The organism is Acinetobacter sp. YH12069, from assembly GCF_013419675.1.
GTDB classification, from domain to species: Bacteria; Pseudomonadota; Gammaproteobacteria; order Pseudomonadales; family Moraxellaceae; genus Acinetobacter; species Acinetobacter amyesii.
On record NZ_VOZS01000003.1, the window covers coordinates 106,382 to 128,555 of the forward strand.

Consider the following 22,174-nt stretch of genomic DNA (forward strand, 5'->3'; position numbering starts at 1 on the left):
AATCTCTAACTTAATAACATACCTACCAGTTGGTATGTTTTTTTTGGAATGAATAATGAATTCGGTAACATTGGCGTATGGCTTACTGTCATTGGCGATTATCTCAGAAGTAATTGGTTCGACATTTTTGGTGAAGTCAGAAGGGTTTACCAAACTTGCGCCTTCATTGGCTGTCGCAGTTTTATTCTGTTTGGCATTTTATTTATTGTCTCAGGTGATTAAAGTCATACCACTTGGTATTGCTTATGCCATTTGGGCAGGCGTTGGTATTGTTTTAACTGCACTAATTGGCTACTTTATCTTTCGTCAAAGTTTAGACCTCCCAGCCATGTTAGGGATAGGCCTGATTGTTTCAGGTGTGGTCGTGATCAACCTGTTTTCAACTTCAGCTGGACACTAATATGGATAATCCGCATCAGCGCAAGAAAGAACCTCAACTGATACGCCAAAGTATTTTGCAGCACGCAATCCTTCTTGCTGCTGATAAAGGTGTTAATGGAGTGTCGATTCAAGCCGTTGCGGATTTAGTTGGGGTTACAAAAGGTGGTGTATTTCATCATTTTTCAAATAAGCAAAAGCTCTTAGAGTCCATGATTGTGATGCTTTTAGCTCAATTAGACGAGGTCGTTGACCGATTAATTGACGAAGACCCTGAGCCATACGGTCGCTTTACCCGAGCCTATATTGAAATTACCTTAGAAAAACAAATCATGGGTTTGCAACAGTCATGGTCCGCGATTTCGATGACCATGCTGACCGATAAAACTTTTAATGAATATTGGATTGAATGGATGAACTCACGTTTAGAGAGACATCATCAGACCGATTCAGATATAGAACTGAAAATTGTACGTTATGCAGCTGATGGTATTTGGCTCACCGCTTTTACAGAAGTGGAAGACGAAATCGAAACTCAATTATTAAAACAAGAATTAATCGCCCGAACGTATCGAGCGAAATAGATTAAATAACTGATTTTAAATACGTAAAAGTAATTACGCATTTTTAAAATGATTTTTAAGTCTATTCGATAGAGTCTTACATCTAGGGATTGAATAAAGGGATTAGCCTTCGGCTGGAGGTACTCTTGAAATGTTGTTTCTCATTCGGCAAAATGAGAAGCGTGCTACGTAAGGAAACCATCTTGCGGAGCATTGCTCCTCACCGCAAAACTTGTTCACTAGTGTCTAATTACTCAAAGTACCGCAAAAACATTTTTGATTAGAAGTAGTCCTATATCAAACACTTGCGTATGACGTTACCGCGTATCATTCTTTTATTTGAAGCAAATTATTTAACTGAGGGCTTAATTTCTCTTATACTTGAAAATAGCATGTACGACTAAACCAAAGACCAACCCCCAAAACGCGGAACCAATACCAAAAAATTGTACGCCCGATGCACTAAACAAGAAGGTGAGTAGAGCAGCGTCACGTTCACTCGCTTCTTGGAAAGCAATGACGATGTTGTGTCCAATGGTGCCTAGTAGGGCAATGCCTGCTAAAGCGGTAATAAATATCAATGGGAAAGCGGTTAAGAAACTCACCAAAGTGGCTGCAAACAGGCCCATCAAAATATAAAAAAAGCCACAGGTCATACCTGCGATATAACGTTTTTTCTCATCGGGGTGGGCTTGGTCATCTAGACTGATGGCCGCACTAATCGCAGCAATATTGACACTAAAACATCCAAATGGCGCGAGTAGCGTTTGGGCTGTACCAGTCCAACCAATCAGTTGATTAACGTGGGGTTGATAACCATAACTTTTAATCATAGCTAAACCCGGTAAATACTGAGAGGCCATATTGATTACAAAGAGTGGTAACGCCAAACCCAGTATTGCTGAGATCGAAAATTCAGGTGTAACCCAAACCGGCTGTGCGAGTTCTAAATTAAGCGCCGGTAATTGAAAGCCAAGTAATAATGGGCAAAGCATGATGCCAATAATCACTGTGATGACAATGCTATAACGCGGTAACAGTCGTTTACTGAGGACATAAGCCGCGAGTAAACCCAGGACGAATGCCCATTCATTTTGTAAACTGACAAATAACTCAATACCAAATTTTAGAAGTACGCCCGCCAACATTGCACTGGTGAGACTTTGTGGAATATAGCGCAGTATTTTTTCAAAAATGCCTAAAAATCCAAGTACTGCTGTCAATAAGCCACAAACCAAGAAAGCACCTAGGGCAGCATTCATGCTGTAACCATTTGCAGTCGCTAAAATCAGTGCCAGTCCTGCAGTGGACCATGAAGTCGCAACGGGATATTTAAATTTCCAAGACAGAATCAGCCCGCTTAAGCCGATACCCAAACCTAGGGCCCAAAACCAAGAAGTTATTTCTGCAGTGTTGGCACCGAGCATTTGTGCAGATTGGATCACCAAAACAGCCGAGACACTGATCCCGACTAAGAACGTAATAAAACCTGCAAAAGCAGCTGGAATGGAGAAGTCTTGGAGTAGTTTTTGCATAATGATCGAGCTATGACTATTGTTGGCGCAGATTTAGGATGACATTTTTCAGGATGATACGCTCAAGTCATGTACAGTAAAAGTGCTCATCGAGATATTATGGAAATACTTTATTTATTCACAAATGGCACTTTAACAAATGGCACTTCAATAGAACGAACCGACAACCACACATTGTGGATGTTTCATCCATTTAAAATTTAAAGGGATATGGATTTTCCTAAAAAAACAGTACTACTTTGCCTATGTCGGTTACATGGTAGATGTCGCAAGCTTTAGACCAAATCCACAAAATAGAAGACCAACTGCTGCGACACAGCATGCCGTAAATTTATAACGATGGCTAAAATAGGTGGCCAGTTTTGCACCCGAAAAGATCAAAATCGTTAAATAGCTCATACTGATAATTTGCAATACGATCGCGAGTACGGTAAATGTAATCGCAGGATATGGATATGCAGGATCAACAAATTGCACAAAGAACGATAAGTAAAAAAGAATGGCTTTAGGGTTTAAAATACTGATGGTTAATGCAGTCTTAAACGGTTTCAATTCATTCAAACTCAGTTGCTTGGTGTCGAGTTGTTCTGGCATCTGAACGGCATTCCATGTTTGGTAGGCAGCCTTGAAAAGTTTGATACCTAGATAACTTAAATACAGCGCACCGACAATTTTTAATAATAAGAATAACCAAGGGAAGGCGTGAAGTAAGGATGCAGCCCCTAGAGCGGTGAGTAAGATTAAGATCAAATCGCCAGTATAAACGCCAAAAGCACCTAAATAGCCGACCTTAATGCCATAGCGAGAAGCAACAGACATGACATAAAGTGAATTTGGCCCGGGTAAAATCACAATTAATATCGTACCAATAATAAAGGTCGTTAAGTCTGTGATTCCAAACACTGAAGACACTCAAATAAAAAACCGAAGCTGTAGTATACAACTTCGGTTCTAGATGAAACTGAAAATTTCTAATTTATGCTTTTATTTCAGCATCTAAGCCAAAAGTTTGACGCAGTAAGCTACTTAATTGCTCACGGGCTTTAATAAAGCCATCAATACCGCCTTGTAATAGTTGGAAAGACATTAAGTCTTTTTCAACTTCAGCTTTGAAAGTTTGCTTGTCGAGCACTTGTACATCGTGTTGACAGTGTGCATGCGCATGATGATTAGACAATTGCACTTCCACGGTACGCTGATCTTTTTCCAGTTCTGCCAATAAATTCGGTGAAACCGTCAATAAATCACAACCTGCTAAACCAAGCACTTGATCAATACTACGGAAGCTAGCACCCATAATTTCAGTTTTGATGTCATGTTGTTTATAGTAGTGGTAAATCTGCTTCACTGATAACACGCCCGGATCTTTCTCAATCGGGTAGCTATCCACATTTTCAGCTTTTTTGTACCAATCTAAAATACGACCAACAAATGGCGAAATCAGCGTGACTTGAGCATCTGCACAGGCTTGAGCTTGATGCAAACCAAACAAAAGCGTCAGATTACAGTGAATGCCTTCAGCTTCAAGGGCTTTAGCGGCTTGAATGCCTTCCCACGTTGAGGCAATTTTAATTAAGATACGGTTTTGATCGATACCATACTGTGCATATAAAGCCAATAACTCTTTAGCTTTTGCAATGGTGGCATCAGTATCATAGGACAAGGCTGCATCGACTTCTGTAGAGACACGTCCTTCGATCAATTTTAAAATTTCTACACCAAATTTGACCGTAAGAATATCGATGGTGCGCTCAACCAGCTCATCATTTTGATAACCTTCTTTACGCGCTTGTTCAAAAGCACTTTCAATCAGTTCTTTATTTTCAGGTTGATTTGCCGCTGCTGTAATTAAAGATGGATTTGTGGTCGCATCCAATGGACGGAATGTATTAATCGCAGCTAAATCACTGCTGTCAGCAACAATCGTTGTTAGGCTTTTTAATTGGTTTAACGCATTTTGAGTCATTTGAAATCTAGTTCTTAATGTTCTTGGTGTACATACTTTTATAACACAATCTGTTTAGAACCCAACCAAAAACCGCCCAATTAGGCGGTCTAAATCGTAGTTTTTCGTGAATTTCGGATGTGATTAATCAAAAAATGAGCAGCCGAGCCGAGTGGTTTTTCACGGTTCCAGACCAAGTCGACGAAATATTCAAATTTGGGTGTGAAATCTTGAAAGCTTAAGATTTTGAGTTGATCTTTGAGCGTCGGATTTTCATTAAACATCTCTAATGGAAGCACACCCCAACCCAGCCCTTGAATAATCATCGAACAGGCAGAGTGGTGGTTATCTGTACGCCAACTGTGTTTGGAAAATAACAATTCTGGTTTGATGCTTTTATCACGACTCGCGACCACGATTTGTCGACTTTGCAAAATTTGCTCAAAACTGACTTGCTTAAATTTCGACAGGGCATGTTTTGTCGCAGCAACAGGAACCAATGCTTCACGCTTCAATTCGACAAATTGTTCATAGCTCTCAAGCTGTTCACGTTCAAACATTAGAGCAAGCTGCGCTTGACCTTGTAATAGCATCTTTTGGGCATCTTCTTGAGGCGCAGAAAAAATATTGATTTGCAAAGATGGAAAATGAGTTTCTAGCAAAGAGATATAGTCGGTCCACTGCGTATGAAGCAGTTCTGATACCACCACGATATTCAGTGAAGACTCTAAACCATGACTCAGCGCAATCGCATGCTGTTTCCACTGATTGATTTCTATCAATAATTGTTCAGTTTTTTCATACAGGTTAAGCGCTTGAGCGGTGGGCACAGGCTCACGACCAACGCGCTCAAACAGTTTAAGGTTGAGATCAATTTCAAAATTCGCAATGGACATGCTGACCGCTGAAGGCACTTTGCCGAGTTGTCTGGCAGCTGCGGAAAATGATCCTGTTTCCATGACTGTTTTAAAAATCATCAGTTGTTCTTGATTAATATTCATGAGCATACAGAAAAATAAAGGAATACAACCTTTCAATAATATTGAAAGAACCTAACTCGATTAATCAATAATATAAAAATAAAATAAGTTTTTTACAAATGATAGAGTGTTTCAAAATGACGATTTCCAAGAGAAGGATTATTCATGCGCTAAGCTATGAGATCATCCTATTGGTGATCATTGCTATTGCTTTAAGTTTTATTTTTAAAGTTCCGATGGAGGTGACAGGTACGCTCGGTATTGCGATGGCGGTCACTTCTGTGATTTGGAACATGATTTTTAATCATTATTTTGAAAAATTTGAAGCAAAAAGAAAGTTAAAAAGAACCTTTGGTGTACGTGTTTTACATGCAATTGGATTTGAGGGCGGCTTAATGCTTGCAACCATACCAATGGTCGCTTATGCCATGCATATGACCTTATGGCAGGCGATTTTGCTCGATTTTAGTATGACCATGTGCATTTTAGTCTACACATTTATTTTCCAATGGTGCTATGACCAGATCGAGGCGCACTTTGGCTACCAACCACAATATCGTTAAATTTCAATAAGAAAATCACATTGGCCTGTACTGATAAATACAGGCCTTTTTTGCATCAAAATAGTGCAATATTTAACAAATAATAATATATAAAAACATAAACTAACTATAAAAAGTTAGAATAATTACATAACTTTTAAATATAAGAACAAAGAATGCTTTTATATATTAATTCAAAAAATATTCAAAACAAGGAGTTAGCATATGAAATTGATAAAAATTGTCACACCTATTGTTTTACTTGGGCTTACACAATTTACATTTGCAGATGGTAACTTTAAGCGCTTTTCTGTATCTGCAGGTTGGTTACACGTGATGCCGCAAGGAAAGGCGAATCCTTTTAACATTAATACTTCTGTGGCAAATGGGACACAGGCCAAAGTTGGAAGCATTAGTGAAGAGGGTTTTTTACAAGCAATTGACCCAAATGCAACGATTCAAGACGGTGATAACACAGTAAATTTAAAGGAGACTTTAGGAACATTATTAGAAGATAGTTTTATTAATGGACTCATGACAGATGGCAAAGGCAATATCAAACCAGATATTGCAGGGATATCGACATTATATGGATTGGAAAATTGGTCAGCAGGAGGCACTGGTCTAGAAGCAGAGGATGTTGATACTTTAGGTTTGATGGTCAATTATTATATCAATGACAACGTATCCTTACAGATGATTGGCGGTATTCCTCCCAAAGTGGATATTCAAGGGAAAGGGATGATTACGGCACCTTTATCTGGCAATGCAATGCCGGGAGGTCTTGCTGGTTTGCTGTTTCCGGACGGTTTACCTTTGGATTATGATGTACCAATTACCAATCTGGATGCTTATAGTAAAGCAGCAACAGCGCGTGCTTGGACGCCAGCATTTCAAGCTCAGTATCAATTTGGAAAATCGGGCGTGAATAAATTCAGACCTTATGTAGGTGCAGGGATTATGTATGCGTATTTTAATGATATTGAACTCAATAAAGGTATTGAATCTGACTTAATTGCTGCAGGGCATATGATTCAAAATATTAAGGATAATCTTGCAGGTGCTGCATTAGACGGTAAAGAATCATCAGGTAAAATGGTGGTCGATGTCGATGCGGATGATGCGATTGCTCCAATTGTCACACTCGGATTTACCTATGACTTCACCCCAAGTTGGTTTACGGTTGCTTCGGTGTCTTATGCGAAGTTAAATAACAAAACCAAGATTGATGTGATTAACCAAACGACGGGTGAACAATTAATTCATGCAACGACCAAGATCGATATTGATCCCATCATTACTTATTTAGGTGTCGGTTATCGTTTCTAAAAATTTACGGAATCAAAGAATAAAAAAACCGCTCTCAAGAGCGGTTTTTTGCTTTAAAACATAAAGGATTATTTTTCAATAATTGCTGTTACGCCTTGACCACCCGCAGCACAGATCGATACAAGTACACGGCCTGAACCTTTTTGGTTCAATAGTTTTGCAGCAGTTGCGATAATACGACCGCCAGTTGCAGCAAATGGGTGACCTGCAGCAAGTGATGAGCCTTTCACGTTCAATTTAGAACGATCAATTGAACCCAATGGTGCATCTAAGCCTAAACGTTCTTTACAGAATTTAGGATCTTCCCATGCTTTCAGTGTAGACAATACTTGAGATGCAAACGCTTCATGAATTTCATAGTAATCGAAATCTTGTAGCGTAATACCTGCACGTTCTAGCATACGAGGTACTGCATACGCTGGCGCCATCAATAAGCCTTCTTTTTTCTCTACAAAGTCAACCGCCGCTGTTTCTTGGAAAGTTAAATAAGCAAGAACTTCGTGACCGTTTGCTTTTGCCCATTCTTCTGATGCAAGAAGGACACATGACGCACCATCAGTCAGTGGAGTCGAGTTACCCGCAGTCATCGTACGTGCATCGCCTTTCCCAAACGCTGGTTTTAACTTCGCAAGTTTTTCTACTGATGAGTCTGCACGTAAGTTGTTGTCACGCTCTAAACCAAGGAATGGTGTAATAAGGTCATCGAAGAAACCTTCTTCATAAGCAGCTGCCATTTTTTGATGTGAAGATGCAGCAAGTTCATCTTGCGCTTCACGAGAGATACCCCATTCAAGCGTTGTAATTGCTTGATGGTCACCCATAGAAAGACCTGTACGTGGTTCACCGTTCTTCGGTGCATCCATCAAATCTTTAACATTAATTTTAGTTAATGCTTTTAGGCGGTCTTTACCTGTTTTAGCAATATTCAATTCAAGTAAAGCTTTACGTAAGCCATCACCAAAAGCGATCGGTGCATCAGAGGTTGTATCTACACCACCAGCAACACCCACTTCGATTTGACCCAATGCGATTTTGTTAGCAACCAAGAAAGCTGCTTGTAAACCAGTACCACATGCTTGTTGAATATCGTAAGCAGGTGTTTCAGGAGCAAGTTCGGTATTGAGTACACACTCACGGGTCATGTTAAAGTCACGACTATGTTTTAACACGGCACCAGCAACAACTTCACCAAGGCGTTGACCTTGAAGGTTGAAACGTTCAACAAGACCATTTAATGCAGCGGTGAACATATCGCTGTTTGATGCAGTGAAGTAAGCGCCGTTAGAACGAGCGAAAGGAATACGATTACCACCGATAATAGCAACGCGGCGAACTGTGTTTTGACTCATGGTATTATCCTGTTGAACAGACGTTTGAGTTGTTGATTTTGAAGCTGTTTTAGGGTTTGAAGCGGGTGTCTTAGTACGTGTAGATGCACGACGAGGACGGCTTATTTTAGCGGCATCACTTGTAGACTTGGTTGCTGTGCCCGTACTTTTAGCGGTACGTGGCGTACTCTTTGATGTATTTGACACAGTTTCCGTAGTCGGACTTTCGACTGCTGGATTTTCTTGAGTTGTTTTGCTCATAAGGCTTTTCCAAGCATGTTGATGATCTTCTTGACGGCTACATTAGCATATTCACCAAAGGGGTAAATTGACTAAAATGACATTCGCTAAAGCATTCAGGTCAAGCCATCTGCGGTTTAACTCAAGTATGATTCCATGGAAACTGATGGAACTATTGAAATATAAGTATCTGACATCATCTTGAAGTTAAAGGGATATCTTCAGATCCATCAAAAATTAATCTGTATGAGAGATAATAAACATGACTGATCAATACCAAACATTTGCAAAATCTCCTATTGGTAAATTTGTCATCAAAAATTTAGGTTTACCATCACCGACTTTTTTAGAGCGTTTTGAGTCTGCAACACCTGTAGTTAAAGGTGCGGTTTTATTCGGTGCAGCGCCTGCTTCAACATTATCTGGTGCTATTGCACAAGTCTTGGCAAATATTCATGCCAATAGCTATGCAGGCAATAATGCTGAATTACAACAAGCTGCGGCAAAATCAGGTCTAAACTTAAGCGCATTCAACGAAGGCGATAAAGAGTCTAAGTTTAAAGTTGTGGTGTTTGATGCTTCAGGTATTCAAAACTCAGAACAATTGCATGCCTTATATGCCTTTTTTAACCCAATCGCACGTCAAATTCAGGCGTCTGGTCGCGTTGTCGTTGTTGGTACAACACCAGAGACTGCGAAAACTGTGAAACAAGCCATTGCACAACGTGCATTAGAAGGTTTTGTAAAATCAGTGGGTAAAGAGTTTAAGAAAGGGATTGCAGCACAATTAGTTTATGTGGACGAAGGTGCTGAAGCAAACTTAGAATCTGCATTACGTTTTGTGATTTCACCGCGTTCAGCTTATGTATCGGGTCAGGTGATTCGTGTATCTAAAGCAGATGTTGTGGATGTTGACTGGAATAAACCGCTTGCAGGCAAAACAGCTGTAGTAACAGGTGCAAGCCGTGGTATTGGTGAAGCAATTGCACATGTATTGTCACGTGATGGCGCGCATGTCATTTGTTTAGACGTTCCACAGCAGCAAGCAGACCTTGACCGTGTTGCAGGTGAAATTGGCGGTTCTACGCTAGCGATTGATATTACTGCAAGCGATGCCGGTGAAAAAATTAAAGCGGCTGCAGCTGCTCAAGGTGGTTTGGATATCATCGTGCACAACGCAGGGATTACCCGTGACAAAACTTTGGCCAATATGAAGCCTGAGCTTTGGGATTTGGTGATTAACATTAACTTGTCTGCGATTGAGCGTGTAAATGATTACCTTCTTGAAAATGATGGCTTCAATGCAAATGGTCGTATTGTTTGCGTATCTTCTATTTCAGGTATTGCAGGTAACTTAGGTCAAACCAACTATGCTGCTTCTAAAGCTGGTGTAATTGGTGTGGTTAAATTTACTGCTCCATTATTGAAAAATGGCGTAACCATTAATGCTGTTGCTCCAGGCTTTATTGAAACGCAAATGACTGCTGCGATTCCATTTGCAATCCGTGAAGCAGGTCGTCGTATGAACTCGATGAGTCAAGGTGGTTTACCTGTAGATGTTGCTGAAACGATTGCGATGTTTGCTTCAACGGCATCGACTGGCTTGAACGGTAATGTGGTACGTGTGTGTGGTCAAAGCTTGTTAGGGGCTTAATTAATCTCTCCCGACCTCCCTTTGAAAAAGAGAGGAGAAGTCCCCCTTTATCAAAGGGGGATGAGGGGGATTTAAAATATCCTTCTTTAAAAGGAAGGGAACTTTATAAAGATAAAACTTCCAAAGGTTTAGTATGAATACTCGCCATTTTAGTCAACTTCCAAAACCTTATTTAGCCTATCCAAAAGTGATTCAAGGCTTGATTTTTAAAAAGCCTAAAGCTGAAAAAGTGCTGCCGCAAGTTGAATATGTGGTGGATTCATTTAAGGTCGATCAAAAACATTTAAAAGCTTATAAAGAAGTCTGTGGCTTTAAAAACAATGGTTATATCCCAGCGATTTATTTGGCTGTGCTTTCTCAAAGTTTGCAAATGCATATGATGACTACGGAAGCTTTTCCATTTGCGATCTTGGGTTTGGTACATATTCGTAACCAAGTGAAGCAATATCGCAAAGTTGGTGTGAATGAAACACTGTCATTGTCATGCAAATTTGGTGAATTACAGCCACATGATAAAGGCGTGCAATTTGATTTTATTACCACTGCAAAAGTGGGCGATGAAGTGGTTGTAGAATCATTAACCACGTATTTAGCACGTCAAAAAACAGAGAACAAAGCTGCGGCAAAATCTACCGAAACAAAGTCAGCTGAGTTGCAAGTTCAAGCTGAATGGAATGTTTCTGAAAATACCGGTCGCCGTTATGCGTTGACTTCTGGTGACTTTAACTTGATTCATATTCATGCTGTAACCGCTAAAGCGTTTGGTTTTAAACAAGCCATTGCACATGGTATGTGGAGTAAAGCCAAAGCCTTGTCGAGCTTAACTTTGCCAGATGCCTATGAAGCGGATGTCTGGTTTAAATTACCGATGTATTTGCCTTCTCAAGTTGAGTTCCTTACTGCACAAACGGGTAAAGATACAGAGTTTGCTATTCGAAATAGTAAGAACAAAAAGCCGCATGTAGCGGGAAGTGTAAAGGCAATTTAAGACTTAAGCCTAAATCGATATCGGTTTAGGCTTTTTTGTTTTAATCTCAAGCGATTCATATTCAAAGGAATGATGATGCAGGCGCTCAAAGAATATCTATTTGCACAGAAGAATAATTTTCAAGGTACGGTTGACGAGGCGTTTCAAGATTTGGCGGCGCAATTTAGCCGGATGCAGGATGCTCGAACCCACTTAGGCGGAGCTGCCTTAGTGGTGTATTTTAAAGGTCAAAAAGTTGTGGATATTTGGACCGGTAAAAAATCAGCCGAAGAAGCTTGGAAGTCCAATACCCCCTCGGTCTGTTATTCCACGGGTAAAGGCGTACTTGCAACGCTAGCACATATTTTAGTGAGTGAAGGCTTTCTAGATTACGATACTCCCGTTGCAGCATATTGGCCGGAGTTTGCTCAAAATGGCAAGTCGGATATCACATTAAGGCACATGCTGAGTCACCAAAGTGGTTTATACGATATCCGTAATATCATTCAAACAGCATCTGAAATGGCAGATTGGCCACATATGCTCAACGTGATTGAGCAAGCTAAGCCACGTTTTGAGCCATCAACTGATGCAGCATATCAACCGTTAACCTTCGGTTGGCAAGTCGGTGGTGTACTTGAAAAGGCCACAGGTCGACCGCTTGCTGAACTAATGCAACACTATTTGGTTGAGCCTTTGGCATTGGATCATGCATTTTTTGGCGTACCAGAGCATCAACTTAGTGAGGTTGCTCGCTTGATTCCGAAAAAGAAACAAGTAGAACGTGCTGTAGATACATCTGCACAAGAAAATACCCAAGCGCAGACAACGAAAAAAAAGACTGATACACGAAAACCATCAATCTTTGATCAGCTCCTACAACTTTCGGGACAAAATTTGCAAGACTTTCAAGATGGTATGATTCCAAAAGGAATGCGCAAGTTTTCATTTTTTAGTGATGAGGGTTTACAAGCCATCATTCCTGCAGCAACAGGCGTATTTAGTGCCAATAGTTTAGCGAAAATCTATGCCATGCTAGCCAATCAAGGGCGGTGGCAGGGACAGACCTTAATCACGCCACAAATTTTTGAATCTTTAAGTAAAATTCAATTTAAAAAACGTGATCGTATTATGCCTTTACCAATGAATTGGCGTTTGGGATATCATCGAATTTTAACCTTAGGCAAATCTAGTCAAGGTTTTGGACATATTGGGTTTAATGGTTCTGGGGCTTGGTGTGATCCGCAGCGTGATTTAAGTTTTGCTTATACACATAACTTTGCGACGGGTTCAATCACCGGCGATTATCGCTTATGGGGCTTAACTCAAGAAACCTTACGCTGTGCAGATAAAGTATTAAAAGGTCGTAAAGGCTGGATTTAAGATACTTCGGAATAGAACAGAAATTGGGGAAATGTGAAAAATATGCTATTTTCCCTCGCAGTTTTAGACTGCTGTGATATCCCTATGAAAAAAGTTGTTTTGATTCCCTTAGTAGCAACGTCGGCAATGTTGGGTTGTCAGGATTCAACTCAAACGAAAGCAAAAGAGATAGAAGCGATTACTGCCGAAAAACAGCAAGCTGCATGGGTGGGTGATTTTAAAGGTACCACGCCGTGTATGGGCTGTCTTTCTCGTTGTGAAGATTGTCCTGGCATGGCTGTGGCTCTAGAGCTACATGAAGACCAAACCTATACACTCACTCGTGAAAGTCTAAGTGGTCATAACGAAGTAGAAGTGCTAAAAGGTGTAATTCGTTTTAAAGATGAATCAAAGCAGCAGCTAGAACTCATGAATGTGCAAACGCGCAATCTTTTGTATGTAGATTTGGATCAGCAATTGCTTGAAATTCGGGAAGACCAGACGGCGAAACGCTATCAAATGCAAAGTGACTTTGTTTTATTAGCTCAAAGTTGATTTGTTAAATTTTAATCGTTAGTTGTTAATTTATTGAAATATTAAGAATGCTTGGGTATGTTGAAAAATAACAAATAAGTTCTTAAGAATATGAAATTAAAGGAATCCAGTTTAACCGATATTATTGCAGCTATTTCAGCGGTAGCACTTGTTGTTACAATGGCTTCACAAACTTATTTTTATTATAGGTTAGATGCACTTTGGCTATTATCTATATTACCGCCATCAGTATTTTTTCTTGAAGTTTTGAGAGTTTTAGCACTTGCCATAGTTCTAATTATAGGGGCTTTGGGAGCAGAGGAAATTTATAAGTTTGTCATAAAGATTTGTATTAAAAAGAGAAAAATAATCTACAAAGATAATGAAAAAGAAGTAAAAGTTATACTAGGGAAAAAAAGAGAGTCTTTTATTCGTGGCTATACAATTTTTTCTATAGTTCTGCTTTATTTTATATTTATGGCTCTTCGAAAGTTTGAATTTCTAATTACATCAGAAGTAATGTTTTGGACAGCTTTTACTTGGGGGGCACTTTTGAAAACTGTTGCGAGTAAAGAATTAGATGGTCTAACGAGAAGAGTTAGTCTTATTTTTATTCTTATCTGTGCAACGGCTTTAAATGCAGAAATCAAAATTGCTTATATTGCTGATGCTCCTATTGTTTTTATTAAAGAGGAAAATGAAGTTAGAAGAGAACTAAAACTCCTAGATATGTATCAGGATAAAGTGATAGTTTTCTATAAAGGCAATTCTAAATATGAATTTAATGTTATACAAAGCGATCAAATTGAAAAGATTGTTGGATCTAGCTCTGTAAATTAGCCCTTTGCATTCACTCTTAGACAAAAAAACAGTATGCTTACACCTGTAAAAAGGAGCATACATGTATCAAGTACTTGCACGAAAATACCGTCCACGAAATTTCATTGAACTCGTGGGGCAAAACCATGTGTCACGCGCACTTACTAGTGCCTTAGAACGTGGTCGGTTACATCATGCGTATTTATTTACAGGTACTCGAGGGGTGGGTAAAACCACCATTGCCCGTATTTTGGCAAAATGTCTGAACTGTGAAACAGGTGTAACCTCAACGCCGTGTGAAGTCTGCCCAACGTGTAAAGCAGTAAATGAAGGTCGTTTTATTGATTTAATTGAAATCGATGCGGCATCACGGACCAAAGTTGAAGATACGCGAGAACTACTCGATAACGTTCCTTATGCACCAACGCAAGGTCGCTTCAAAGTTTATCTAATCGATGAAGTGCATATGCTCTCTACGCATTCATTTAATGCGTTATTAAAGACGTTGGAAGAGCCGCCAGAGCATGTGAAGTTCTTATTTGCAACCACAGATCCACAAAAATTACCGATTACTGTCATTTCACGTTGCTTGCAATTTACTTTGCGTCCTTTAGCCGTGGATGAAATCACCATGCATCTGACCGATATTTTACAAAAAGAACAAATTCAAGCGGAGCAAGATGCGATTTGGCAAATTGCTGAATCGGCTCAAGGTTCACTGCGTGATGCTTTGTCACTGACCGATCAGGCCATTGCCTATGGTCAAGGTTCAATTCAGCACCAAGATGTTAAAGACATGTTGGGCCTAATTGACCGTACGATCATTTATGATTTGATTTTAGCCATTCATCAAAATCAGCGTGAACGCGTGAGTGCTTTACTCATGCAATTCCGTCAACAAGCACTGGATGTTTCACTGGTATTGGATCAGTTAATTTCGACTTTGCATGAACTGGCATTATTACAATACTTGCCAGACTTAGCGTTGAAATATAGCGCTGAGATCAATCAAAAAATTATGCAATTGTCGCAGTTAATTTCAGCTCAAGACTTGCAGTTGTATTATCAAGTCGCATGCAAAGGTCGGGCAGACTTGCAGTTGGCAGTGACGCAAGAGCAAGGTTTTGAGATGTGTGTGCTACGTCTATTAGCATTCCGTCCATTACAGCCAAACGAAATGTTGGTTTCTGCCGTACAGCAAGAATCAGCCGCACAGCCACAGCTTGCTCAAATTCAAGTCAATACAGTTCAGCCGACTCAAGCACAGTCTTTGCAGCAACCCAATACAGTTGTTGAGTCTGCTGCGCAGGTTGTCGCTGTTGAGCAGCCTGAAGCTGTACCTGCTGTAGACACTTCGCCAGCTTTCGATGATTTTGATGATTCACATTATGATGACGATGATGGCTATGTTTCTGCACCTGCAGTCGATGAACCTTCATCTGATGATTTTTTAGATGATCCTGAAGAGGATGTGATTAGCCAAACTTCTACAGCATCTACAGCAAATGGCACTCTAGATACGCAAGAGGTTGCATCGGTTGAATCTGTAGCGACACAGCAAAATGACACGCTTGTTATGGATGCCGTGGCAGAAGATACATTATTTGATTTAGATCCGACGCCGAGTACTGAAACTGAAGAAGTTGATGTAAGCGCTATAAATTTTGAAGATATTGCACCTTTAGAATCAACAGCTTTAGAGTCAACAATTACAGAGACTGAAACGTCTCAGCCAAATTTGACAGATGCAGTTGAACCAAAGCATGTGGTGAATGAATCAGTTTCGGGGGCTCAAGATCACAATGGTTTTGATCTAGCATCACCACAAGTTACGCAAAGTTCCGTTTCTTCGGATGCTGTTCAAACGGGTTCATCCTCTACCTTGATGCCACAAGATATTTTGACTTTACAGCCTCAAAACCTAGAAGGTGAGTGGACGGTCGAAAAGTGGGAGTATTGGTTCCGTAATAGTCAACTTTCACCTGCGGTACAAGAGTTGGCGCAGCATGGAATTATGCGCGGTACGATTGACGGTGAATCGACTTTCCATATTCCAAAGCGGTACGAAGCTTTAGTGACTCAATTACAGCATGTATTGGAACAAGCGATTCATACGCAATGGTCAAAATGTCGTTTCCATATCAGCTTTGAAGATGTCGAAGAAACCACACCATATGCTTTACAACATGTCCGCAAGGAAAAGGCCTTTGCACGTGCAAATGAGTTATTACATGCAGAGCCTGTTGTGAAAGACTTACTCAAAAGCTTTGATGGTGAGTTGCAAAATATCCAGCTCAAATAAGTTTTAAGCTGGATATAAAAATTAAAGTAAAAACTGAGTTAAAGCATCTCGCATTTCATCGGGTATCGAGGTGCTTTTTCGTGTTTGGCGGTCGACAAACACATGTACGAAATGTCCTTGGGCTGCAGCCTCATTTTGTCCTTGTTTAAAAATAGCCAAATCATAGCGCAGTGAAGAATTACCAATTTTTTCAATCGCAACCCCAACTTCAATGATTTCTGGATAGGACAGTTCTTGTAAAAAACTGCAGGCTGAATCGACCACTAAACCGATGATCGGGGTATTTTGCAAATCAAAACCGGCATGTTGAATCAAGAGTGCATTTGCAGCGGTATCAAAATAGCTGTAATAGGTGACATTATTAACGTGGCCATACATATCGTTGTCTGCCCAACGCGTTTGGATTGGAAATAAAAATCGATAGTTTTGGCGGCGTTTAGTTTCAGGTTTCATCGTTGGTATTTTCTTTATTTCAAAAATGAGTGAACTTTAGGCATATATTGATTGGTAAATCTGGCGAGCATCTTCAAACTGCAGTTCTCGCGGATTATTTTGTAATAGTCGTGTTTGTAATAATGCGTCTTCTGCTAAACGATCGAGCATATTTTCAGGCACATTGAGTTGACTGAGTTTAAGCACTAAACCGCTCTGATCTAAATGATTTTGCATATGATCTATAAATAAATCACATAAACCATCGGTACAGCCCGTACTGTATGGGTCTAGCCAACTCATAAGTTCTGCATAATGCTGCTTGGCCTGAGGTGCATTAAACTTTAACACTTCAGCGAGAACCAGTGCATTGGTATGACCATGCGAGAGATGAAAGTGTCCACCGAGTGGATAGGCGAGTGCATGCACCGCTGCAACTGGTGCATTAGCAAAGGCCTGACCTGCAAGCATTGAACCGACTAGCATGTGCTGACGCGCTTCGAGGTTATGTCCGTCGTGTAAAACGAGCGCTAAATTTTTATTTAATAAACGCAAAGCTTGTTTAGCAAGCATATCCGCATACGGATTTTTTTTAATTTTTGATGTATAGGCTTCAATGGCATGCACCATGGCATCGATACCGGTTGCTGCGGTAATGTGTGCGGGGAGATTTAATGTAAAGTTCGCATCGAGGATACAGACATCGGCATACAGTACAGGGGAGACGATACCTGTTTTGGTGGTTTCACCTGTAGTGACGATAGAGATTGGTGTGACTTCAGAGCCGGTCCCTGCCGTTGTCGGAATCAAAATGAGTGGCAAGCGTGGTCGTTTTGCATTAGCTACACCATATAAATCACTGATCTGTTGTGTTTGCTTAGGATGAGCCAAAATCGCAATAATTTTAGCCACATCCATTGAACTTCCACCGCCAAAACCAATAATCAAATCTACTTTTTCATTCTTGGCAAATTGAACTGCATCTAAAACTATATGTTCTGCAGGGTCAGCTTGAATACTGGAATAAATTACATAATCTTGATGGATACTTTCTAAAATATCCAAAATGGGTAAATGTAATTGTTGTTGCAACATACCGGGGTCGGTCACAAGCATGACACGTTTGGCTTGAAAGTCGTCTAGGACCTCTCTCAGTTGGGAAATAGAGCCTAAGCCTGAAATAATATTGCTGACGGTTTGAAACTGAAATTGACTCATTGGCTTATCCCTAATTTTTTATATCCAAATAAACATTATTCTTGAGTGTTGATATAGGATTCATCCTGTAAATAACTTAACATAAGACGCTTGAAATAAAAGTAGTCTTGAGGTTGTTATGTCATCCAGCACGCCATATAAGGTGTTGTGTGTTTGTTTAGGAAATATTTGCCGTTCACCTACGGCTGAAGTGGTTCTCAGACATTTTTGTGATGAAGCGCAACTCAATATTCACGTCGATTCTGCGGGTACGAGCAATTATCATCCGGGCAAAGCGCCAGATCTACGTAGCCAAAAGCATGCAAAATTACGTGGCTATAGCTTATCTGCATTACGTGCACGTCAATTAACAGTTCATGATTTTATTGAATTTGATTTGATCTTGGCCATGGACTACGAAAATTTAGACAATATTCAAAACCTCATGCAAAAAGCGCAGCAACAATTGGGTCAGCTACGTGCCCAAGTGTCTTTGATGAGTCAACATGATCACCAATATCCGCAACAAGAAGTACCAGATCCGTACTATGGTGGTGATGCAGGGTTTGAACATGTATTAGATCAATGCGAATCTAGCAGTCAGGCTTGGGTCAATTATTTAAAAACTCAGTTACAAGCACAGCAAAAAAATTAAGGTTTAAGAATGCAAATTCAAACACAGGTTCAGCTTAAGCCATTTAATACATTAAGCCTCGATGCTGTTGCATCTCATTATGTACGTGTTCAATCGGTAGAAGATATTCAAACGGTGCTCGACTTTGCCAAAGCTGAGCAGTTAAATGTATTGGTGCTTTCAGGGGGCAGTAATATGCTGTTGCCTGAGCAAATTCATGCTTTAGTGATGCACATGGATATTCAAGGTATTGAATATATACAAGACGATGCCGATACACAGACTTTAAAAGTGGGTGCAGGGCAAGTGTGGCATGACTTTGTGCTTTGGACGACGGCACACCAGTTTTATGGTTTACAAAATTTAGCGCTGATACCCGGTTTAGTTGGGGCTTCACCTGTGCAAAATATTGGAGCTTATGGTGTTGAGGCGGGTGAATTTATTGAATCTGTGCAGGTCTATGACCGAGTAACAGAACAGCAAAGTAGTATTAGCGCTGCCGATTGCCATTTTTCATATCGTCATAGTATTTTTAAAGATGAGCCAGAGCGTTTTATTATTACGCATGTCACGTTTAAACTTTTAAAACATGCCGATTTAAAATTAAATTATGGTGATTTAAAGCAGGCGGTAGGCGAAGACTTAAGTGCAGAAAACCTACAACAACAAGTCATTCATATCCGTCAAACCAAACTGCCAGATCCCAAAGAATTTCCAAATGTCGGAAGTTTCTTTAAAAACCCTGTGATTAGCCAGCACGCTTTTGACCAAATTGCGCTGCAATTTCCAAATTTACCCCATTACCCACAACCGAATAATGCGGTAAAACTGGCAGCGGGCTGGTTGATTGATCAAGCGGGTTGGAAAGGGAAATCTGTGGGTTCAGTGGGCATGTTCCATAAGCAAGCATTGGTGTTGGTCAATTATCAAGACGCCACGCTGCAAGATGTACGTACAACTTACAAAGCTGTACAACATGATGTTTTTGAAAAATTTAATATTGAACTACATCCTGAGCCTGTATTATTTGATACAAATGGCTTGATTCGATCTCACGCAGATCAATAAAAACACATAGGTTTTAGATTTATGCATAAAACACATTGGATGGTTCGCTTAGTACAAATTGCCGCAGTGCTATTTGTACTTTTGGGCTGTCTAATGATTTTTATCTATACGCCGTTTTATTCTAAATTGATCGTTAAAAGTTTAAATTATTTCGTTCCTGTAGAAGTCAATCAGCTCGCAGCGCAAAGTCAAAAACTCGGCGCTTTGAGTGACGATGATAACTATGAGCCGGGTTCTGACTTATGGATAGCGCGCCAAGCGTATTTAAAACTCATGGAGCAAGCCATACAGTCTGATGAGCCTCAAGATTTAACCCTTATACAAGCACGTTATAAGGCGTTACAGCAGCTCATTGAAGAAGAACATGAAAAAGAAAAGAATGATAGTCAAAAGGACATGCCGAAAGTACCTTTGCTGAATCCTTCTGCGTCCGAGGCAGCATCCTCTGAAGCATTGGCGGAAAATCCTGCTCAAAAAATGAAAGAGCTGCTTGAGCTCAATAGTGCGGAAAATAAAGGCCTGATGACTCAATATACTGAGTTCTTAAAAACCCATGAAATTGAGCAAGCTGCTTCAGAAGCAGAACCGATCGATGATGAAACGTATCTTGATCTTGCCAAAATGAAAGATAAAACCCTGAAGCAGCCAACGGCAGAGCCGTATGCGATCGTGGTGTTAGGTGGTGGTTTAACCTTAGATAAAAATGATAAAGATATCGTAGTGAATGACTACACACGACTTCGACTGGAAAAAACACTCGATGTCGAACGTGCCAATAAGTTACCGATTGTACTCAGTGGTGTAGAAGCACCGTATATGCAAGCATGGTTAAAGCAATATGATGTCGATGCGAAATTGCTTGAAGACCGCAGTATGAATACTTGCGAAAATTCGCGTTTTAGTTCGTTACTTTTACAGAAAAAAGGCGGCGCACCGACGGTTATTTTAATCACCGACCAATATCATATGCCTCGAACACGTCGTTTATTTGCATTAAATGGTATCGAAACCATTCCTGTTGTGGCACCTATGCCAACGACACTAACCACATGGCGACCAAGTGAAAAAAATTATGACCATAGTCGTCGTGCCAATTATGAATTATTAGCCACCTTACGTGACGTTTGGTTTGGCTCAAGTGACTGTCGGGAGGTCCCATAATGTCAGATATCCCATTTCTTAATCCTTCGATTCTTAAACAATTAGATCTTCCAGTTCCAAGTCGAGAATTAACCCCACAAGTATTAGAACCTCTAAATTTAAATCGACCTTTTGAGCCTAGTGTTGAAATACAGTCTTATAGACGACTTTATGGTTTAGATGCCTTGAACTGTGAACATTGGCAAGGCTATGTAGAAATGCCTTTGTTCAAATTACATGTACAAGTATTTCAACCGAAACTGAAAACTGAAACGGATGTCATTAAAGGCACTGTATTTTTATTGCATGGTTATTTAGAGCATAGTGGAATATATCAGCCGATTATTCGTGAGCTCTTAGATCAAGGTTTTAGTGTTTTGACCTATGATTTACCGGGGCATGGTCTAAGTAATGGATCGCCAGCCAGTATTCAAAACTTTGATCATTACCAACAAGTTTTGGAAGCGGTATATCGTTATGTGAAACATGCAGCTCAATTACCGACACCGTGGTTAGGGATTGGGCAGAGTACGGGTGGGGCGATTTGGCTGCATCATCTGTTAGATTTTGCTGAACATCGCAAAAACCCTTATGTCGAACGAGTTTTATTATTATCTCCGCTGATTCGCCCTGCAAAAACGGCATGGTGGCATAACTCGGTTGGATTAGGCATTATTCGTCGTATTAAACGTGAAGTGCCACGTCATTTTAGACGGAATAATCATAACCCTGAGTTTTTGCGTTTTGTACGTTTAAAAGATCCTCTACAACCTCGAATGATGGGGATGGACTGGATTTTGGCCATGTCAAAATGGATGCAGGAAATGGAAGAGCGACCTGCATGTCGTATTCCAGTGTGGTTAGCTCAAGGCGCACAGGATCAGACGGTGGATTGGCGTTATAACATTGAGTTTATACGTCGTAAATTCCGTTTACAGACGCTTCTCATGCTTGAAGAAGGTTCACATCAGCTGATTAATGAACGTGCCGATATTCGTGCTGCATTAACAGGTTTGATCCCTGCATTCTTGCATGCTCAATCGAATAGTAAGTCTTATTACTAACTGATGTTACGCACTAACATCAGGAGCGTAATTTGATTCAAATAAAAGTACGATACGCGGGAAGGTCATCCGCAAGTGTTTGAGACTGGACTACTCCTAATCAAAAATGTTTTTGCAATACTTTGAATAATTTGACGCTAGTGAACGAGTTTTGTCGGTGA

Annotated in this window: 21 protein-coding genes; 14 read left to right on the forward strand and 7 right to left on the reverse strand. The window is 40.2% G+C overall.

The window, feature by feature from the left end; genetic code table 11:
* Nucleotides 1–55 precede the first annotated feature (55 nt).
* Both FTU16_RS02130 and FTU16_RS02135 read left to right on the forward strand, forming a co-directional pair.
* Complete coding sequence (locus FTU16_RS02130) at nucleotides 56–400, forward strand: SMR family transporter (RefSeq protein WP_078188613.1); 345 nt, start codon at nucleotides 56–58, stop codon at nucleotides 398–400.
* A 1-nt stretch (nucleotide 401) separates the two neighbouring features.
* Nucleotides 402–962 carry a TetR/AcrR family transcriptional regulator gene (locus FTU16_RS02135; RefSeq protein ID WP_180162601.1) on the forward strand — a complete coding sequence of 187 codons (561 nt, stop codon included), beginning with the start codon at nucleotides 402–404 and terminating at the stop codon, nucleotides 960–962.
* Nucleotides 963–1,306: 344 nt separating this feature from the next.
* Here FTU16_RS02135 and FTU16_RS02140 read toward each other — a convergent pair whose 3' ends face one another.
* From FTU16_RS02140 to FTU16_RS02155, 4 genes are all read right to left on the reverse strand, one after another.
* The gene (locus tag FTU16_RS02140; RefSeq protein ID WP_180162602.1) at nucleotides 1,307–2,476 is read right to left on the reverse strand and encodes a benzoate/H(+) symporter BenE family transporter; all 1,170 of its coding nucleotides are present in this window, start codon (nucleotides 2,474–2,476) and stop codon (nucleotides 1,307–1,309) included.
* A gap of 252 nt (nucleotides 2,477–2,728) precedes the next feature.
* On the reverse strand, nucleotides 2,729–3,379 hold the full coding sequence (leuE, locus tag FTU16_RS02145) for a leucine efflux protein LeuE (RefSeq protein WP_180022039.1): 651 nt from the start codon (nucleotides 3,377–3,379) through the stop codon (nucleotides 2,729–2,731).
* 73 nt (nucleotides 3,380–3,452) lie between these two features.
* A complete protein-coding gene (gene tal / locus FTU16_RS02150) occupies nucleotides 3,453–4,442 on the reverse strand; it encodes a transaldolase (protein ID WP_078191801.1) in 990 nt (329 codons plus the stop codon).
* Between the two features lie 89 nt (nucleotides 4,443–4,531).
* Entirely contained in the window at nucleotides 4,532–5,422 is an 891-nt protein-coding gene (locus FTU16_RS02155; protein WP_111884264.1) for a LysR family transcriptional regulator, read from the reverse strand.
* 116 nt (nucleotides 5,423–5,538) lie between these two features.
* Between FTU16_RS02155 and aceI the strand changes: the two genes are divergently transcribed.
* Together aceI and FTU16_RS02165 are read left to right on the forward strand one after the other, a co-directional pair.
* Complete coding sequence (gene aceI / locus FTU16_RS02160; protein WP_180162603.1) at nucleotides 5,539–5,964, forward strand: chlorhexidine efflux PACE transporter AceI; 426 nt, start codon at nucleotides 5,539–5,541, stop codon at nucleotides 5,962–5,964.
* Nucleotides 5,965–6,168: 204 nt separating this feature from the next.
* Nucleotides 6,169–7,272 carry an OmpW family protein gene (locus FTU16_RS02165; protein ID WP_180162604.1) on the forward strand — a complete coding sequence of 368 codons (1,104 nt, stop codon included), beginning with the start codon at nucleotides 6,169–6,171 and terminating at the stop codon, nucleotides 7,270–7,272.
* Between the two features lie 68 nt (nucleotides 7,273–7,340).
* Here FTU16_RS02165 and FTU16_RS02170 read toward each other — a convergent pair whose 3' ends face one another.
* On the reverse strand, nucleotides 7,341–8,861 hold the full coding sequence (locus tag FTU16_RS02170) for an acetyl-CoA C-acetyltransferase (protein WP_180145369.1): 1,521 nt from the start codon (nucleotides 8,859–8,861) through the stop codon (nucleotides 7,341–7,343).
* 241 nt (nucleotides 8,862–9,102) lie between these two features.
* Between FTU16_RS02170 and FTU16_RS02175 the strand changes: the two genes are divergently transcribed.
* The 6 genes from FTU16_RS02175 (at nucleotide 9,103) to dnaX (ending at nucleotide 16,478) form a co-directional block, all read left to right on the forward strand.
* Entirely contained in the window at nucleotides 9,103–10,494 is a 1,392-nt protein-coding gene (locus FTU16_RS02175) for a 3-oxoacyl-ACP reductase (RefSeq protein ID WP_180007894.1), read from the forward strand.
* A 133-nt stretch (nucleotides 10,495–10,627) separates the two neighbouring features.
* On the forward strand, nucleotides 10,628–11,482 hold the full coding sequence (locus tag FTU16_RS02180; RefSeq protein WP_180162605.1) for a MaoC/PaaZ C-terminal domain-containing protein: 855 nt from the start codon (nucleotides 10,628–10,630) through the stop codon (nucleotides 11,480–11,482).
* A gap of 75 nt (nucleotides 11,483–11,557) precedes the next feature.
* A complete protein-coding gene (locus tag FTU16_RS02185; RefSeq protein ID WP_180162606.1) occupies nucleotides 11,558–12,844 on the forward strand; it encodes a serine hydrolase in 1,287 nt (428 codons plus the stop codon).
* A gap of 84 nt (nucleotides 12,845–12,928) precedes the next feature.
* Nucleotides 12,929–13,378, forward strand: a complete 450-nt coding sequence (locus tag FTU16_RS02190) for a copper resistance protein NlpE N-terminal domain-containing protein (protein ID WP_180162607.1) — start codon at nucleotides 12,929–12,931, stop codon at nucleotides 13,376–13,378.
* A 90-nt stretch (nucleotides 13,379–13,468) separates the two neighbouring features.
* On the forward strand, nucleotides 13,469–14,197 hold the full coding sequence (locus FTU16_RS02195; protein ID WP_180162608.1) for a hypothetical protein: 729 nt from the start codon (nucleotides 13,469–13,471) through the stop codon (nucleotides 14,195–14,197).
* A gap of 61 nt (nucleotides 14,198–14,258) precedes the next feature.
* Complete coding sequence (gene dnaX, locus FTU16_RS02200) at nucleotides 14,259–16,478, forward strand: DNA polymerase III subunit gamma/tau (RefSeq protein ID WP_180162609.1); 2,220 nt, start codon at nucleotides 14,259–14,261, stop codon at nucleotides 16,476–16,478.
* 21 nt (nucleotides 16,479–16,499) lie between these two features.
* Here the strand turns inward: dnaX and FTU16_RS02205 are convergent, their stop codons facing one another.
* Nucleotides 16,500–16,931, reverse strand: coding sequence for a thioesterase family protein (locus FTU16_RS02205; protein WP_180041166.1), 432 nt, complete (start codon nucleotides 16,929–16,931; stop codon nucleotides 16,500–16,502).
* Between the two features lie 36 nt (nucleotides 16,932–16,967).
* Nucleotides 16,968–18,128 carry an iron-containing alcohol dehydrogenase gene (locus tag FTU16_RS02210; protein ID WP_180162610.1) on the reverse strand — a complete coding sequence of 387 codons (1,161 nt, stop codon included), beginning with the start codon at nucleotides 18,126–18,128 and terminating at the stop codon, nucleotides 16,968–16,970.
* 118 nt (nucleotides 18,129–18,246) lie between these two features.
* Here FTU16_RS02210 and FTU16_RS02215 point away from each other — a divergent pair, with 118 nt between their 5' ends.
* From FTU16_RS02215 to FTU16_RS02230, 4 genes are read left to right on the forward strand one after another with little or no spacing between them, the layout of a single operon-like run.
* Nucleotides 18,247–18,762, forward strand: a complete 516-nt coding sequence (locus tag FTU16_RS02215) for a low molecular weight protein-tyrosine-phosphatase (protein WP_180063535.1) — start codon at nucleotides 18,247–18,249, stop codon at nucleotides 18,760–18,762.
* Nucleotides 18,763–18,771: 9 nt separating this feature from the next.
* Nucleotides 18,772–19,809 carry a UDP-N-acetylmuramate dehydrogenase gene (gene murB / locus FTU16_RS02220; RefSeq protein ID WP_180162611.1) on the forward strand — a complete coding sequence of 346 codons (1,038 nt, stop codon included), beginning with the start codon at nucleotides 18,772–18,774 and terminating at the stop codon, nucleotides 19,807–19,809.
* A 21-nt stretch (nucleotides 19,810–19,830) separates the two neighbouring features.
* Entirely contained in the window at nucleotides 19,831–20,970 is a 1,140-nt protein-coding gene (locus FTU16_RS02225; protein ID WP_180063537.1) for a YdcF family protein, read from the forward strand.
* A complete protein-coding gene (locus tag FTU16_RS02230; protein ID WP_111884274.1) occupies nucleotides 20,970–22,013 on the forward strand; it encodes an alpha/beta hydrolase in 1,044 nt (347 codons plus the stop codon). The genes FTU16_RS02225 and FTU16_RS02230 overlap by 1 nt, the downstream gene beginning before the upstream one ends.
* The last annotated feature ends 161 nt before the right edge of the window (nucleotides 22,014–22,174 follow it).

Excerpts from the sequence above, each read along its gene's own strand:
- FTU16_RS02130 (WP_078188613.1), top strand. The coding sequence starts at position 56 with ATGAATTCGGTAACATTGGCGTATGGCTTACTGTCATTGGCGATTATC.
- FTU16_RS02135 (WP_180162601.1), top strand. The coding sequence starts at position 402 with ATGGATAATCCGCATCAGCGCAAGAAAGAACCTCAACTGATACGCCAA.
- FTU16_RS02140 (WP_180162602.1), bottom strand. The coding sequence starts at position 2,476 with ATGCAAAAACTACTCCAAGACTTCTCCATTCCAGCTGCTTTTGCAGGT.
- tal (WP_078191801.1), bottom strand. The coding sequence starts at position 4,442 with ATGACTCAAAATGCGTTAAACCAATTAAAAAGCCTAACAACGATTGTT.
- FTU16_RS02155 (WP_111884264.1), bottom strand. The coding sequence starts at position 5,422 with ATGAATATTAATCAAGAACAACTGATGATTTTTAAAACAGTCATGGAA.
- aceI (WP_180162603.1), top strand. The coding sequence starts at position 5,539 with ATGACGATTTCCAAGAGAAGGATTATTCATGCGCTAAGCTATGAGATC.
- FTU16_RS02165 (WP_180162604.1), top strand. The coding sequence starts at position 6,169 with ATGAAATTGATAAAAATTGTCACACCTATTGTTTTACTTGGGCTTACA.
- FTU16_RS02170 (WP_180145369.1), bottom strand. The coding sequence starts at position 8,861 with ATGAGCAAAACAACTCAAGAAAATCCAGCAGTCGAAAGTCCGACTACG.
- FTU16_RS02175 (WP_180007894.1), top strand. The coding sequence starts at position 9,103 with ATGACTGATCAATACCAAACATTTGCAAAATCTCCTATTGGTAAATTT.
- FTU16_RS02180 (WP_180162605.1), top strand. The coding sequence starts at position 10,628 with ATGAATACTCGCCATTTTAGTCAACTTCCAAAACCTTATTTAGCCTAT.
- FTU16_RS02185 (WP_180162606.1), top strand. The coding sequence starts at position 11,558 with ATGCAGGCGCTCAAAGAATATCTATTTGCACAGAAGAATAATTTTCAA.
- FTU16_RS02190 (WP_180162607.1), top strand. The coding sequence starts at position 12,929 with ATGAAAAAAGTTGTTTTGATTCCCTTAGTAGCAACGTCGGCAATGTTG.
- FTU16_RS02195 (WP_180162608.1), top strand. The coding sequence starts at position 13,469 with ATGAAATTAAAGGAATCCAGTTTAACCGATATTATTGCAGCTATTTCA.
- dnaX (WP_180162609.1), top strand. The coding sequence starts at position 14,259 with ATGTATCAAGTACTTGCACGAAAATACCGTCCACGAAATTTCATTGAA.
- FTU16_RS02205 (WP_180041166.1), bottom strand. The coding sequence starts at position 16,931 with ATGAAACCTGAAACTAAACGCCGCCAAAACTATCGATTTTTATTTCCA.
- FTU16_RS02210 (WP_180162610.1), bottom strand. The coding sequence starts at position 18,128 with ATGAGTCAATTTCAGTTTCAAACCGTCAGCAATATTATTTCAGGCTTA.
- FTU16_RS02215 (WP_180063535.1), top strand. The coding sequence starts at position 18,247 with ATGTCATCCAGCACGCCATATAAGGTGTTGTGTGTTTGTTTAGGAAAT.
- murB (WP_180162611.1), top strand. The coding sequence starts at position 18,772 with ATGCAAATTCAAACACAGGTTCAGCTTAAGCCATTTAATACATTAAGC.
- FTU16_RS02225 (WP_180063537.1), top strand. The coding sequence starts at position 19,831 with ATGCATAAAACACATTGGATGGTTCGCTTAGTACAAATTGCCGCAGTG.
- FTU16_RS02230 (WP_111884274.1), top strand. The coding sequence starts at position 20,970 with ATGTCAGATATCCCATTTCTTAATCCTTCGATTCTTAAACAATTAGAT.